Origin of the sequence: Rhodococcus erythropolis R138 (genome assembly GCF_000696675.2) — a bacterium.
In the GTDB taxonomy this organism is placed as follows: Bacteria; Actinomycetota; Actinomycetes; order Mycobacteriales; family Mycobacteriaceae; genus Rhodococcus_F; species Rhodococcus_F erythropolis.
Genome location: NZ_CP007255.1, coordinates 1,505,774 through 1,518,793 on the forward strand (window position 1 = coordinate 1,505,774; position 13,020 = coordinate 1,518,793).

The following is a 13,020-nucleotide window of genomic DNA, read 5'->3' on the forward strand; positions in this document are numbered from 1 at the left end:
CGGCGCATCGGCATGTGCGAGAGTGCTGTTACCGAGCGATCGCTCGGTCGGGATGTTCTTTCGGAGGTGGCTGGTGGCAATCGATCTGACGTACGCGCCCGAGGTGGTGGCGCTGATCGAGAAGACGCGCGACTTCACGCGCAACGTAGTGCTCCCCATCGAAGACGAACACGCCGGTGACATCGCCGTCGCGGGTGGCGATGCCATCCGCATCGAGATGCAGGCGGCAGCAAAAGAAGCCGGTGTCTTCGCACCGCATGCACCGATCGAGTACGGCGGCCACGGACTCAACATGAGTGATCGCGCGCCTGTCTTCGAGGAAGCCGGCTACTCGCTCTTCGGGCCGACGGCGCTCAACATCGCTGCGCCGGACGAGGGCAATGTTCACATGCTGGCCCACGTCGCGAACGAAGCACAGAAGCAGCAGTTCCTCGCGCCGCTCGCAAGCGGGGACATGCGGTCGGCATTCGCCATGACCGAACCCGCGCCGGGAGCGGGATCCGATCCCTCGGCTTTGAACACCCGCGCCGAGAAAGTCCCCGGTGGCTGGAAGATCAACGGTAAGAAATGGTTCATCACCGGCGCCGACGGCGCCGGATTCTTCATCATCATGGCGCGCACCTCCGGCGAGCCCGGGCAGCGCGGCGGAGCGACCATGTTCCTGACGCCGACGGACACAGCGGGTCTCATCGTGGGTCGACACATCGACACTCTCGACAAGTCCATGATCGGCGGGCACTGCGAGGTCACGTTCGAGGATCTCTTCGTTCCCGACGAGGCCGTTCTCGGTGAGGTCGATCAGGGATTCGCCTACGCGCAGGTTCGTCTCGGTCCCGCCCGCATGACGCACGTGATGCGCTGGCTCGGTGCAGCACGCCGCGGCCACGACGTCGCCGTGGCCAGGGTTGCCGAACGAGAAGGCTTCGGCTCGAAACTCGGTGATCTCGGAATGATCCAGAAGATGGTCGCCGACAACGAGATCGACATCGCAGCCAGTCGCGCACTTCTGGTGCAGGCCTGCTTCGAACTCGATCAGGGCGGGCACGCGAGCAACGCGACGTCCATCGCCAAGACCTACGCGGCCGAGGCGATCTTCCGGATCGTCGACCGCTCCATTCAGATGTGTGGCGGAATAGGCGTGTCCGGCGATCTGCCGCTGGCACGGTTGTCCCGCGAAGTGCGTCCCTTCCGCGTTTACGACGGTCCGTCCGAGGTTCATCGCTGGGCAATTGCGAAACGTGTTGTCGGCGCCGCAAAGCGCGCTGCTCGGGAGGAGTCGAAGTGACGGACTTCCCAGGACTCGATCTCGCGGCGCTCCACAAGTATCTGCAAGCCGCAGGCGTCGAGGTGAGCGGTGAGTTGCGAGCCGAACTGATTTCAGGCGGCAAATCCAATCTCACCTACGGAATCTTCGACGACAACTCGAAGTGGATTCTGCGTCGTCCACCCACGGCCGGCCTCACGCCGTCGGCGCACGACGTTGCGCGCGAGTTCCGAATCACCTCGGCGTTGCAGAACACCGCCGTGCCGGTCGCCCCGACCGTCGTGCTGTGCGAGGACGCCTCGGTGATGGGTGCGTCGTTCACGGTGGTCGAGTTCGTCACCGGTCAAGTGATCCGGACCAAAACCGAGTTGGAAGCTGTTCCGGCAGAGCTGGTCACGCAGTGCACCGACGAGTTGGTGCGTGTTCTCGCTGCCCTGCACGACGTCGACTACAACGCAGTGGGTCTCGGCGAACTCGGCCGACCCGACGGTTACGTAGCCCGTCAGGTGAAGTTGTGGGCCGGTCAATGGTCACGCGTCAAGACCGAGGACTCGGCCGATGTGGACAGGTTGGCGTCGAGCCTCGCGGAATTGATTCCGGCTGAATCGGCCTCGTCGATCGTGCACGGCGACTACCGGATCGACAACACGATTCTCGCGGCGAACGACGTCACCAAGGTTGCCGCAGTGGTGGACTGGGAACTGTCGACGCTGGGAGATCCGCTGGCGGACATCGCGATGATGTGCGTCTATCGGCATCCCGCGCTGGATCTGGTTCTGGGTGAGCCTGCTGCGTGGACGAGCCCGTCGCTACCGTCCGTTGTCGATCTGGCGCAACGGTATTCGTCCGTTTCGGGTCGTGAACTGGCGCATTGGAACTTCTACATGGCGCTCGGGTTCTTCAAACTCGCAGTCGTGGCGCAGGGCATCGATCACCGATTCCGAGCAGGAGCCACCGTCGGCGGGGGATTCGACAAGGCTGGATCTTCTGTGCCGGAACTGATCTCGGCCGGACTCAACGCACTGCAAGGGAAATTCGAATGACTCGATCAGCACTGGTCACCGGCGCCTCCAAGGGAATCGGGCTCGGCATCGCAACACGCTTGGCTTCGCAAGGGTACGGGCTGACCATCACGGCGCGTGATGCCGAACGGCTCGCCGTTGTCGCCGAAGAACTTACGCGCGCCGGATCGCCGGACGTCGTCGTCTCGGCCGGCGACATGGCGGACGAGAACTTCGCCGCAGCACTCGTAGCCACGCACGGCGAGCGGTTCGGCTCCATGCGAGCCCTCGTCCTCAACGCCGGAGTGGGAACCAGTGGGCGAGTGGCTGACTACCCCATGCGACGTTTCGACAAGACCGTTGCCGTCAATCTCCGGACACCGTTCGCACTATTGCAAGCGTCGCTGCCGCTCCTGCGTACAGCGGCGGACGCGGACCTCGCCGGCGGAGCAAAGGTGATCGCTCTCGCCTCGATGGCCGGCGTCTACGCCGAGAGCGGTCTGGCCGTCTACGGAGCCACCAAAGCTGCACTCATTTCGATGGTCGAAGCACTCAACGCCGAGGAATCCGGAAACGGAGTGAGCGCGACGGCCATTGCTCCCGGTTACGTCGACACGGACATGTCGGCGTGGACGCACGATCGGATCACACCCGAGACCATGATCAAGGTCGACGACATCGTGGAGTTGGTGGACGGACTGCTCAAGCTCTCGTCTCGAGCAGTGGTTCCGAAGGTCGTCATGACGCGAGCCGGAACCAACGGCTACTCGGCCTGATCAATCCAGCTTGGCTTCGCCCCGCTTGCGGAAAAAGTGGAAGCCGGGCACTCCGACGATCGCCTGACGCAGGTCCTTCACCACTCCGAGGAGTTCGTGGATCTCGGGCGAGACGGAGTCCAAGGTTCCGAGGATGGGCAGCACCGCGGTCACGCGGTCGGTGAGCTCCGGCAGTTGGTCGATCAGTTTGATCGCGGCGCTGACCTCCGCCTCGGACAGGTCGTCGGCGAATCTGGCCGCCAGCGGCGCGAGCTGCAACGCAATGGGCTCGTAGATCTCGAGGAGTTGTCCCGCGATGTCCGAGGTCTGTTCGACGGCCTCGACCAGCGTCTCAGCTCGAACGGTCACGGCGGCGGCTCCGATGACGACGCGGTCGGCGTTGTCGGCGATCTGGTTGATGCGTGCCACCAACCTCTCGACCGAGAAGAGGAGCGCCTCGAGTCGAGTGGGCAGGGTGACCGCAAAAGCGACCGTGGACAGGGACCAGTGCACCACGTCGCCGACGGAGCGGACGACGGTGGAGCTGCCGGGCAAAACTAGAGCCATCCCTCGATACTGCCTGATGTGACGTCAAAGTACAGGTAAATCTCACATTCACGAGGCCAGCGGCGTCTTCGAGGTGTCGGTGCCGGCGCGGACAATCAATTCACCCGCTGCCTGCTGCACCGCGCAACCTGGAAGGATCGAGACATGACGGCTATCCGTACACACACCGTGATCGACTCGCCGATCGGGGCGTTGACGCTGGTAGCAGCAGGTGACGACCTCTGCGGGCTGTACATGGCGGAGCATCGCCACAAGCCGGACGAGTCCACGTTCGGTGATCGTTCCGCGGCGGTCTTCGGTGAAGTCGAATCGCAGCTCACCGAGTACTTCGAGGGTGATCGCACGGAGTTCTCCGTGCCGCTGGCGCCCGTGGGTACCGAGTTCCAGAAGCGGGTGTGGGATACCTTGCGAACGATCCCGTACGGCGAAACCTGGACATACATGGAGCTCGCGCAAACTTTGGGTAACCCGCTTGCGATCCGTGCCGCCGCCGCGGCAAACGGCAAGAATCCGATCAGCATCATCGTTCCCTGCCATCGTGTGGTCGGTAGCGACGGAAGTCTGACCGGTTTCGCCGGCGGCCTCGAACGCAAGCGGTTCCTGCTCGACCGCGAGCACGGCGGCGAATCGGATGTCCTCTTCTGATGCGCTCGGCTCACAATTCGGTGATCGGGAACGTCTACCGATCGTGAGACTCAAACCGTTCGAAGACGTCGTGACCGAATACGGTGCAGTGGTCCTCCGTGTCTGCCGCGCGGTGGTCGGTCCCGTCGACGCCGAGGACGCGTGGTCCGAGACGTTCATCGCAGCGATGCGGGCATATCCGGATCTGAATCCGGACGCGAACATCGAAGCCTGGCTGGTGACCATCGCGCACCGCAAGGCAATCGACATCACCCGAGTGCGCGCCCGCGTGGCCGTGCCGACAGACGAGGTTCCGGAGTTGCCGACGCGAATCGGCGTACCCGGAACGTGGGATCACGAACTCTGGGACGCACTCGAACAGCTACCGCTCAAACAACGTGCGGCAGTCGCCTATCACTTTCTGGGTGGGCTGCCGTACGCAGAGATCGCGGACATCCTCGGCAACACCCCGGCGGCCGCCAGACGCGCGGGTGCCGACGGTATCGCCACACTACGAAGAACCTACTTGTCCGCTACCGCTGCGGAAGGGAGTCACTCATGAGTAACGATGTGTTCGAGGCGCTTCCAGCCGTTGACGCTGACGCCATGATCCGCCTACGGGCGCGCCTGGCTGCGCAGGCGTCCGAAGCTGAATTGATCGACGTGGCATATCGAACCGTCGATTCGCCGGTCGGAAAGCTGCTCCTGGCGGCGACCGATGTCGGCCTGGTGCGGGTTGCCTTTGCCGTCGAAGGGCACGACCTCGTTCTGGAACGTTTGGCGGACACCGTCAGCCCCCGTGTGCTTCATTACCCGCGCAGGCTGGACACTGTCGCTCGCGAGTTGGACGAGTACTTTGCCGGTGCGCGTCGAGAATTCGATCTGCGCTTGGACTTCCAACTCGCGAAGGGGTTCCGACGCGAAGTGTTGCGTCATCTCCCCGAGATCGAATACGGCCACACTGCAAGCTATTCGGTGGTCGCAGTAGCGTCGGGAAGCCCGGGTGCGGTGCGTGCCGTCGGGACCGCATGCGCAAAGAATCCGCTGCCGTTGGTGGTCCCGTGTCACCGGGTGGTGCGCAGCGACGGCAGCCTCGGGCAGTACGCCGGCGGCCCCGAACTGAAAGCGATTCTGCTGGATCTGGAAGCCGGCCGGTGAGCGCAGTGACGCTGCGCTTTCAGGCGCCCTATGCAGTCGAACCGCTTACCGGTGCCCTGCGGGCTCACTGCGTCGCAGGCCTCGAGCGTCACGACGACGGTGTTCACACCAGAGTCATACCGTTGCCTTCCGGCCCGGTAGTTGTGTCGGTGTCGTGGACAGACGACGGTGTCGTCGTGGATTCCGATGTGCCGGCGGAGGATTCCGCAGTGCTGGAGGTGATCGTGCGTCGTTGGCTCGACCTCGACGCCGATCACACTGCTGTCGAAGCAGCGTTCGGTAGCGATGAGTTGTTGGCCCCACTCGTTGCCGCCCGTCCAGGATTGCGGGTGCTCGGATCGGTGGACGGGTTCGAGACCGCAGTGCTCACCGTTCTGGGACAACAGGTTTCGCTCGCCGCAGCGAGGACGTTCGGTGGTCGTTTTGTCAGCGCATTCGGAGCGCCGGTGGAAGGGGAGTTTCTTGCCTTCCCTGATCCGGACGCGGTTGCAGCGCAATCGCCGGAGGACATACAGAAAGCCGTCGGATTGACCACAGCGCGCGCAAGAACAGTGCACACGTTGGCAACTGCGGCTGCGAACGGTCTCGATCTCTCCTGGGATGCGGATCCTGTCCAATTTCGGCGAGAGTTGTTGGCGCTAACGGGAATCGGACCGTGGACTGCTGACTATCTCACTGTTCGAATTCTCGGTGATCGCGACGCCTTCGTACCCGACGATCTGGTGTTGAAGCGAACGTTGGGGGTCTCGTCGAGCAAAGAAGCCGCAGCGTTGTCCGAGCGCTGGCGACCCTGGCGAGCGTACGCACTCTTTCATCTGTGGACCAAGGAAGCGTTTCTGTAGTGGTCAATCTTTCGCGCGGGCCAGTTCGGACGGCCACCATATACGTTTCCCGATGTCGTGAGAGAGCGCAGGCACCAGGACACTGCGCACGATGATCGTATCGAGCAGCACACCGAAGGCCACGGCAAATCCGATCTCGGCGAGGAAGACCAGCGGCAGGATGCCCAGTACGGCAAATGTTGCGGCCAAGACGATTCCGGCTGAGGTGATCACACCCCCGGTGACCGCAAGACCGCGCAGGACACCTGCGCGGGTGCCGAATTCTCCGGTCTCCTCTCGCACACGGGTCATCAGGAAGATGTTGTAGTCGATACCCAGAGCGACCAGGAACACGAAGGTGAACAGTGGGAACGATTGATCCGCCCCGGCGAACCCGAATACGTGTGTGAAGAAGAATCCGCTCACACCGAGCGTCGCCGCGAAGGAAAGCACCACGGTGACAATGAGAATCACCGGGATCAGCAGAGCACGGAGCAAAGCGGCCAAGACCAGGAAGATCACCACCAACACGATCGGGATGATCAGGTTTCTGTCGCGGACCGAGGCCGCCTGGACATCGAGGGTGGTGGCCGTGCTGCCGCCGACGAGCGCGTCGGCGCCGGGCACGTCGTGGACGGCAGTCCGCAGTCGCTTGACAGTTTCGAGTGCCTGCGGCGAATCGTAAGAGTCGGCGAGGGTTGCATTGATCATGGTTCGGCCGTCGATCGGTGCAACGGTGAAAGCCGCAGGGGCGCAACCCGCAGCGGCGGCTTGTGCGACGGCAGCGGGGTTGGTCTTGATCAGCTCGCTGACCTTTGCGACGTCCACCTGGGTGCAGACGGCGCCGGGATCCTGCGAGATACCTTCGACGCCGCTGGCTGCTTTGATGACGGCGTCGGCCTGGTCGGCGTTTGCGGTGATCACGGCCGGTGCGCCGGCTCCGGGATCGAACTTCGAGTCGTAGAGTTCTTGTCCGACAACAGCGTCGGGACGATTGGTGAAGCTTTCGGTGGATGTCAGGCCATCGGTTTTGAGACTGCCGATCCCGGCCGCGAACAGGATGATCAACAAGACTGTGGCGCCGATCCACAGTGGGCGGTCCTTGCTGCCGACGGCCTCGGCGATCTTGCCCCACATCCCGTGCGTCGTAAGGTCTGCGGCGTGATCGACCTTGGGCTTGCGCGGCCAGAAGACCCACCGTCCGGTGGCGGCCAGAGCGACCGGCATGAACGTCATCATCACCAGATAGGTGCAGGCGATCCCGATGGCGGCGACGGGTCCGAGGCTCTTGTTGGAGTTGAGTTGAGAGAACGTCAGGCAGAGCAGACCGAGAATCACGGTGACAGCCGAAGCGGTGATGGCCGGCGCAGACTCGCGCCAGGCCTTGATCATCGCGTCGAAGCGGTTGGGATACGTGTGCAGTTCTTCGCGATAGCGAGAGATCAAGAGTAGGGCGTAGTCGGTACCGGCACCGATCACCAACACGAAAAGGATGCCTTGAGATTGTCCGGTCAGAGTGAGTAATTCGGCTTTCGCGAGGAAATAGATCACCATCGACGACAAGCCGATGGCGAGGAGCGCGGAGAACAGCGGGAAGAACCACAACACCGGCGATCGGTACACGACAAGCAGGATGAGGATCACGACCAGGAGTGCCGCGCCAAGGAGCGCTCCGTCCAGACCGGCAAAGGCGTCGATGAACGCAACGAGTAGCCCACCTGGCCCGGCTGGGAGTACCTCGACATCACCAGCTGCTTGTTTTGCTGCGTCGATGACGTTCTGCTCGGTGGTCGCCAGGACATCGCCTGCCACGGATGTGTCTCCGTCTTTGGCGACGAGTGGCACGAAGATCGACGCAGTTGTGCCGTCGGCGGAGTACTGAGTGGGTTGCATTCCGTCGGCGTCTACTCCGGAGATGCCGGCAATAGCGCCGTACGCCGAGTTGATTGCAGATTTGTCCGCCTCGGTGAGGGCCGAATCTCGATGGAACAGAACAAAACCAGGGATCGTCTCGACCGCGAGGAAGTTCGCGGATTGATTGCTGACGATCGTCGATTCTGCGGAACTCGGCAGGTACGAGGCGTTGTCGTTCTTCTGAACCTCGGCGAGTTTGCCTTGGAACGAACCGCCGAATCCGCCTGCGACGAAGGCAAAGATTGCAAGCGCGATCACGGTGAAGATCGGCAGTCGACGGCGTTTGACCGTTCCGCGCTCGTTCCGTTCTGCATCAGTTGTATCCAGCTTGGTCATGGTTCTCCTCGAACGCAGTCGACCAGCACCAACAAAGCAACGTTTTCCAGTAGAACACGCAATACGGGCGCGGTGGAACCACTTGGAGTGGAATTGACGACGCTACGAAGTGCCTTTGCCGTAAGTCTCGCGGGCTGCGACGTCCATGGGAAAACGAACGACTGTGTCGCCGAACAACAATCGAGTTGCCGAAGCCGCAGCGGCCAGCACGTGGGCGGCACCTGACTCGGGGTTTCGGGTATGCACGACCACTTCGTCGTGCTGGAAGCAGACTAACTCGCCGTCCGGATCTTCGGCGAGGCGTCGCCTGAGGTCGGCGAGCAGGCACAACGCCCACTCGGACGCAGTGGCCTGAACGACGAAGTTTCGCGTGAAACGACCGCGGGCATGAGCGTCGCCGTGGGAGTAGAAGTCGGGAGACGGTGGGGGACAGGCCCGGCCGAGCAGTGACTTCACCACCTCGCCGCGCTCACCTGCCTTGGCAGCTTGCTCGACGTACTCGACGGCGACCGGGAATCGCTTCCGCAACAAGATGAGCAGTGCTTTGGCTTCACCCGCCGTCGCCCCGTACAGGACTCCGAGGATTGCGACCTTGGCTTTTGCGCGATCCCCGCCGAAGGCTTCGGCACCGACAAGTGCGTACAAATCGTCGTCGCCGGCGGCAGCCATCATGCGGCGGTCGCCGGACATGGCGGCCAGAATTCGGGGTTCGAGCTGACCGGCGTCGGCGACGACGAACACGTGGCCCGGATCTGCGACGACGCTTGAGCGCATGGTCTTAGGAATCTGGAGGGCCCCGCCGCCCCGGCTCGCCCACCTGCCGGACACGACACCACCGGGAACGTAGATCGGGCGGAATCGATCGCCCCGCACCCAACTGTCCATCCACTGCCAACCGTTGGTGCTGTACAGCTTGGCGAGTTCGCGGTGACGTAGGAGCAGCGGCACAGCCGGATGATCGATTTCCTGCAGAAACCACTTGCGCGTCGACGGCAGTTCGATGCCCTGACGCCCGAACGCCTCGGTGATCTCCACCGAAGACGAAGGATTGACGGTGCGCCCGAAGACCTCGCTGATCTGGGCGGCAAGTTCCTGCATGCGTGCGGGGAGGTCGTATCCCGTCGGCCGCGGCCCCAGTCGTTCTTCGAGGAGTTCGCGGTGCTTCTGCGTCGAGAACGGCAGGCCCGTGTGCGTCATCTCGGCGGCGCTGAGAGCGCCGGCCGATTCTGCTGCGATCAACAAGTCCAGTCGAGCGTCCGTGCCGATGGTTGCGCGCTGATCGGCGAATTCGGTGGCGACGGCGAGAGGATCGAGAACGGGTGCAGTGTCGAAGAGTCCGAGTCGATCGTCGTCGAACTCCTCGGCAGGCGGTGACGGTTTGCCGACGCGCATTCCGAGTATCGCGCGGGTCAGGGAGATGTCGTGGCACCGCTGAACCCGTACGCCTGCCCGCAGTAGCGGTGGGTACACGGTCGCCGTACTCGGCCACACCCACCGCGGGTGCTCGGCTTCCTCGATGGTGCGCACCGCTGCGATCAGGTCGGGGTATTCGACGGGATCGGCGAGCGGCGTTCCACCGGGATCGGTCCGTAGGACAGTTGCCGTCACAGCTCCCGTGGACGTCGTACTACCGGGGACCAGGACAACTCGCACGACATCAGTGTGACGGCAGGGTCCGACACGCCATCGCTCGGCGCTGCTCAGGCCCCGACGAACCGGATGTGCTGACCCGGGCGGGCTTGGCCGAGTCGGTCGATATCTGCGTCCGCGACCACTCCGACCACCGGATACCCGCCGGTGATCGGGTGATCGGCGAGGAACACGACAGGTTGGCCGCTGGGTGGGACCTGGATCGATCCGAGCGTTACGCCTTCGGTGGGGAGTTCGGCGTCATTCGTTTGTTGCAGCAGTTCGTCGGTGCCGACACGATCGAGTCGCGCCCCGATTCGGTCCGAGTCGGTGGAGACCGCCCACTGCCCCCGCAGGAGCGATTCGGGGTTGGTGAATCGATCTGCGCGCGGCCCGAATACGACTCGAATCTCGAGAGTCTCGTTTGTCATCGGTGGAACTGGTGCAAGGTCGACGAGCGAGAACGCGGTCGGCGAAGGCCCGATCGGGAGAACAACCTTGGGCTCGAGAGGCGCCGGACCTATCCCGGACATGGTGTCGGTGCTGCGCGATCCCAGGATCTCGGGAACCACAATGCCGCCTCGAACGGTCAGATACGTCCGCAGGCCACTCGGTGCGTAGTCGAGGCGGACGGTCTGACCGACGTCGAGAGCGATCACGCTCGAATGCCCGACCGGAATGCCGTCGCGGTAGGCCTGTGCGGGCGCCCCGGTGAACGCGATCGTTGCCTGTTGCTGCGCTCGAATGCTCAATCCGCCCAGGAGGACCTCGACGCCTGCCGCGCCCTCGTCGTTGCCGACGAGCCGGTTGCCGAGTTTGAGCGATCGCCTGTCCGCAGCACCGGAAACCCCGACGCCTGAGCGAAGGTGTCCGGTCCGTCCGAGGTCCTGGATCAAACTCAGCGGCCCGGTGTCGAGTATCTCCAGACCGCTCATCGGTCGTCCTCGTTGACGAAGCGCACGCGGCACCCGGGCTGAACGGCGGCCGGTGGTGTGGCGTTCAGATCCCACATCACGGCGTCGGTGCTCCCGATGATCTGCCAGCCACCCGGCGATGCCCGCGGGTAGATCGCGCTGTATCCAGCGGCCAGGGCGACGGAACCGGCTGGCACTGCGGTTCGCGACTGAGTTCGACGTGGAACGTCGAGCCGAGTGTCGCCTGAAGTCAGGTAGGCGAAGCCGGGTGCGAATCCGATGAAGGCGCAACGCCACATCGCCCCGGTATGGGCCGCAACCACCTCGGAACGGCTCATTCCGAGTGACTGTGCGACGTCGTCGAGGTCGGGCCCGTCGTACCTGACGGCGATGGTGAGTGCATCCGTCTCGGAATGCTCGTCTGTGGTCGCGGCAGAATTGGTTTGCTCGAGATCGTTCAAGCACTTCCGGACGTACGTGAGATCTGCCGCCGGGGTGCACGTGACCAGGACCGTGCGAGCAGCGGGGAGGAAGTCTTCGACCCCGACCGGGGTGTTACGCGTCAGTGCTTCGGTGAACGCGAGAACGTCAGCTTCGGAATCGAGGTCTACGAGAAATGCGCGTTCTCCCGCGGGAAGTATGCGAGTCACAGGGAGGGCTCCCGATCGATTCGAGTCCGCTCCACGTCCGCTCGCATCGCCACGATGAAACTCGCGATGGTAGCTCGCTCGGCCGCGGTGTAATTCCCGACGGTGCTCGCAGCCCGTGAAATGAGGGGGCCGAAGAAGCTCTCGCCCAGAGTGACCGCCGATGGTGTGACCTGCAAGAGCACCCGTCGACGGTCCGCTGAATCTCGCTCCCGAGCTACGTGCCCCGCTTTGACCATCCGGTCGACCAGTGCAGTCACCGACGCCGAGTTGATCCCGAGCTGTGAGCCCAACCAACCAGGCGTCGCCGGTGTGTCCGAGCGCTCGGCATCGAGAAGGCAGATCAGTGCGCGGACGTCGGTCGAGTGCATTTTGTACTTGTTCGCAAAGCCGGAAACCGCCACGTTCAAGTCGACGGTCAGTGCGCGAAGCGAGTGGACGATCGCCATCGCTTCGTCTTCTGCATCGCCGACGCTCATGGATGCCTCCAGCCCTGGTGTGTTGTCTCTCGATTGTCTACTATCTCGATAGTCGAGAGAAAATGGGGGTGGGGAATGGACTTCAATCGCGCATACGACGCGGTACTGACCAAATGGCCGCAAAAACCGCTGGGTGTGGATCTCTCAGGCCGGTTCGGCCGAACGCATGTGAACGTCTGTGGACCTGAAGACTCGCGGCCGTTGATCCTTCTGCCCGGGGGAGGTGCCACTTCGACGGTGTGGTTCGACAACGTTGCGGCGCTGTCGAAATTCCGGCGTGTTTTTGCCGTCGACACCCTGGGCGATGCCGGACTCAGCATTCCCAATGGTGATCCGATGAAGTCCGTCGACGATCTGATCGAGTGGATGGACTCGATAGTCGATTGCACCGGCGCCGACACCGTCGATGTGATCGGACATTCCTACGGCGCAATGATTGCGTTGGCCTTTGCGCTGCATCGACCGGATCGTGTCGGGAAACTTGTTCTGCTCGATCCTAATTCGAGTTTCGCCGGCATGAAGGCGGGCTACCTTCTGCGTGCGCTTCCGCTGTTGATATCCCCGTCGCGAGCACGCCGACGACGACTGCTGGAGTGGGAGACAGGTGAGTCGAGTATCGACTCCGACTGGCTGTCTCTTGTGGAAGTGGGCACTTCGGATCTACCGCGACCCGATCTCGTAGTGCCTCAACGTCCTTCGAAAGAGGACTTGAGCGCACTGGATGTCGAGTTGTTGGTGGTCCTCGCACAGGACGGACGGGTGCATGATGCGGAAACGGTGTCGACGTCGGTGCGGGAGAGGATTCCCGCAGCACGTGTCGAGGTGCTGAAAGATGCTTCACATCACAGTATTCCGATGGTTCCCGCCGATGAACTCAACCGGGTGCTCGTCGACTTCTTGGAGGGCTAGCG

14 protein-coding genes are annotated in these 13,020 nt (G+C 63.1%); 8 read left to right on the top strand and 6 right to left on the bottom strand.

Going from position 1 to position 13,020, the window contains the following annotated elements; all coding sequences use genetic code 11:
• The first annotated feature begins 73 nt into the window (after positions 1-73).
• Genes H351_RS07030 through H351_RS07040 form a run of 3 tightly spaced genes read left to right on the top strand, consistent with a single transcriptional unit; the run spans position 74 to position 3,041 of the window.
• Complete coding sequence (locus H351_RS07030; RefSeq protein ID WP_029256343.1) at positions 74-1,285, top strand: acyl-CoA dehydrogenase family protein; 1,212 nt, start codon at positions 74-76, stop codon at positions 1,283-1,285.
• Complete coding sequence (locus tag H351_RS07035; protein WP_021345641.1) at positions 1,282-2,307, top strand: phosphotransferase family protein; 1,026 nt, start codon at positions 1,282-1,284, stop codon at positions 2,305-2,307. The genes H351_RS07030 and H351_RS07035 overlap by 4 nt, the downstream gene beginning before the upstream one ends.
• A complete protein-coding gene (locus H351_RS07040; protein WP_020970896.1) occupies positions 2,304-3,041 on the top strand; it encodes an SDR family NAD(P)-dependent oxidoreductase in 738 nt (245 codons plus the stop codon). Before H351_RS07035 ends, H351_RS07040 begins: the two co-directional genes overlap by 4 nt.
• Here the strand turns inward: H351_RS07040 and H351_RS07045 are convergent, their stop codons facing one another.
• Entirely contained in the window at positions 3,042-3,587 is a 546-nt protein-coding gene (locus tag H351_RS07045) for a hypothetical protein (RefSeq protein WP_019745442.1), read from the bottom strand.
• A 144-nt stretch (positions 3,588-3,731) separates the two neighbouring features.
• On the opposite strand from H351_RS07045, the gene H351_RS07050 reads away from it, so the two are divergent.
• Genes H351_RS07050 through H351_RS07065 form a run of 4 tightly spaced genes read left to right on the top strand, consistent with a single transcriptional unit; the run spans position 3,732 to position 6,211 of the window.
• Positions 3,732-4,232: a methylated-DNA--[protein]-cysteine S-methyltransferase gene (locus H351_RS07050; protein WP_019745441.1), complete on the top strand. Its 501-nt coding sequence runs from the start codon at positions 3,732-3,734 to the stop codon at positions 4,230-4,232.
• Complete coding sequence (locus H351_RS07055; protein WP_020909250.1) at positions 4,219-4,773, top strand: RNA polymerase sigma factor; 555 nt, start codon at positions 4,219-4,221, stop codon at positions 4,771-4,773. The genes H351_RS07050 and H351_RS07055 overlap by 14 nt, the downstream gene beginning before the upstream one ends.
• Positions 4,770-5,369 carry a methylated-DNA--[protein]-cysteine S-methyltransferase gene (locus H351_RS07060; RefSeq protein ID WP_029256342.1) on the top strand — a complete coding sequence of 200 codons (600 nt, stop codon included), beginning with the start codon at positions 4,770-4,772 and terminating at the stop codon, positions 5,367-5,369. Before H351_RS07055 ends, H351_RS07060 begins: the two co-directional genes overlap by 4 nt.
• Positions 5,366-6,211: a DNA-3-methyladenine glycosylase family protein gene (locus tag H351_RS07065; protein ID WP_029256341.1), complete on the top strand. Its 846-nt coding sequence runs from the start codon at positions 5,366-5,368 to the stop codon at positions 6,209-6,211. The genes H351_RS07060 and H351_RS07065 overlap by 4 nt, the downstream gene beginning before the upstream one ends.
• 3 nt (positions 6,212-6,214) lie before the next feature.
• Here H351_RS07065 and H351_RS07070 read toward each other — a convergent pair whose 3' ends face one another.
• From H351_RS07070 to H351_RS07090, 5 genes are all read right to left on the bottom strand, one after another.
• On the bottom strand, positions 6,215-8,440 hold the full coding sequence (locus H351_RS07070) for an MMPL family transporter (RefSeq protein ID WP_029256340.1): 2,226 nt from the start codon (positions 8,438-8,440) through the stop codon (positions 6,215-6,217).
• A 102-nt stretch (positions 8,441-8,542) separates the two neighbouring features.
• Positions 8,543-10,093, bottom strand: a complete 1,551-nt coding sequence (locus H351_RS07075) for a bifunctional 3'-5' exonuclease/DNA polymerase (protein ID WP_029256339.1) — start codon at positions 10,091-10,093, stop codon at positions 8,543-8,545.
• A 47-nt stretch (positions 10,094-10,140) separates the two neighbouring features.
• Positions 10,141-11,004, bottom strand: a complete 864-nt coding sequence (locus H351_RS07080; protein WP_029256338.1) for a 5-oxoprolinase subunit C family protein — start codon at positions 11,002-11,004, stop codon at positions 10,141-10,143.
• Positions 11,001-11,633, bottom strand: a complete 633-nt coding sequence (locus tag H351_RS07085) for a 5-oxoprolinase subunit B family protein (protein ID WP_029256337.1) — start codon at positions 11,631-11,633, stop codon at positions 11,001-11,003. The genes H351_RS07080 and H351_RS07085 overlap by 4 nt, the downstream gene beginning before the upstream one ends.
• On the bottom strand, positions 11,630-12,109 hold the full coding sequence (locus H351_RS07090) for a MarR family winged helix-turn-helix transcriptional regulator (protein ID WP_019745433.1): 480 nt from the start codon (positions 12,107-12,109) through the stop codon (positions 11,630-11,632). The genes H351_RS07085 and H351_RS07090 overlap by 4 nt, the downstream gene beginning before the upstream one ends.
• Positions 12,110-12,184: 75 nt before the next feature.
• Between H351_RS07090 and H351_RS07095 the strand changes: the two genes are divergently transcribed.
• On the top strand, positions 12,185-13,018 hold the full coding sequence (locus H351_RS07095) for an alpha/beta fold hydrolase (RefSeq protein ID WP_029256336.1): 834 nt from the start codon (positions 12,185-12,187) through the stop codon (positions 13,016-13,018).
• Positions 13,019-13,020 lie beyond the last annotated feature (2 nt).